General features: G+C 77.8%; 1 protein-coding gene and 1 pseudogene. One reads left to right on the top strand and one right to left on the bottom strand.

Annotation, left to right across the window (positions count from 1 at the left end):
- Window positions 1–505: inositol monophosphatase family protein (locus EAO77_RS38205; protein WP_315986140.1), on the top strand; the 505-nt coding region annotated here is incomplete at its 5' end.
- A gap of 277 nt (window positions 506–782) precedes the next feature.
- Here EAO77_RS38205 and EAO77_RS38200 read toward each other — a convergent pair.
- Window positions 783–1,098, bottom strand: a pseudogene (locus tag EAO77_RS38200) (inositol monophosphatase family protein); the annotation flags it as partial.

Below are 1,098 nucleotides of genomic sequence, written 5' to 3'. Positions count from 1 at the left end.
GCTGCCCACCTGGGCGGTGTCCATCGCGGCGGAGGTCGACGGCGAGACGGTCGTCGGCGTCGTCGAGGCCCCGATGCGCGGCGAGACCTTCCATGCAGTCCGGGGCGGCGGGGCCCGTCTCGGGGACCGTCCGCTGCGCTGCCGGCCCGCCCCGCCGCTGGACCAGGCGCTGGTGTCCACCGGCTTCAACTACGTCCACACCGTCCGCAGCCACCAGGCCGACGTCGCGCAGCGGCTGATCCCCCGGCTGCGCGACATCCGGCGCAGCGGCTCCGCCGCGATCGACCTGTCGGACGTCGCGGCTGGCCGGCTCGACGGCTACTACGAGCGGGGCCTGAGCCCCTGGGACCTGGCCGCCGGCGACCTGATCGCCCGGGAGGCCGGCGCCCTGACCGGCGGACGCCCCGGCCGGGCGCCGTCGGGCGACCTGACGGTCGCGGCCCCGCCCGGTGTCTTCGAACCCCTCCAGGCCCTGCTGGAGGAGCTGGGAGCCTGGCACGACTGACCGCCGGCCCTCCGGCCGGACGGGGGCGCGTGAGCCCGTCGGGAGACGCGCCAGAGGCCCTGGTCCCGCGACGGCGGGACCAGGGCCTCTGCCGCGGACGAAGGCCCCGGCGCCGTGTGTACGGCGCCGGGGCCTCAGGTCGTCGCGGGTGCGGCGGACGGTCGTCGGATCCTGCCCGGTCGGCGGGGGCGGGGTGCGGGGCCCGCGCGGACCGGGGCGGGACGCCTCAGGCCGCGCTCACCCGCACACCGTGCTCGGCGGCCAGGCGGTGCAGGTCGTCCAGCTCGGCCTGCTCGACGTCCGMCAGGTCGATCGCGGCGGAGCCGCTGCGCCGGATGTCGCGCAGCCGGGGGATCAGCCGCTGCGCGACGTCGGCCTGGTGGCTGCGGACGGTGTGGACGTAGTTGAAGCCGGTGGACACCAGCGCCTGGTCCAGCGGCGGGGCGGGCCGGCAGCGCAGCGGACGGTCCCCGAGACGGGCCCCGCCGCCCCGGACTGCATGGAAGGTCTCGCCGCGCATCGGGGCCTCGACGACGCCGACGACCGTCTCGCCGTCGACCTCCGCCGCGATGGACACCGCCCAGGTGGGCAGC

The organism is Streptomyces sp. T39, assembly GCF_008042045.1.
Taxonomy (GTDB): Bacteria; Actinomycetota; Actinomycetes; order Streptomycetales; family Streptomycetaceae; genus Streptomyces.
The sequence above is the reverse complement of the archived record's forward strand: the minus strand, read 5'-3'. Positions and strand labels throughout refer to the sequence as shown.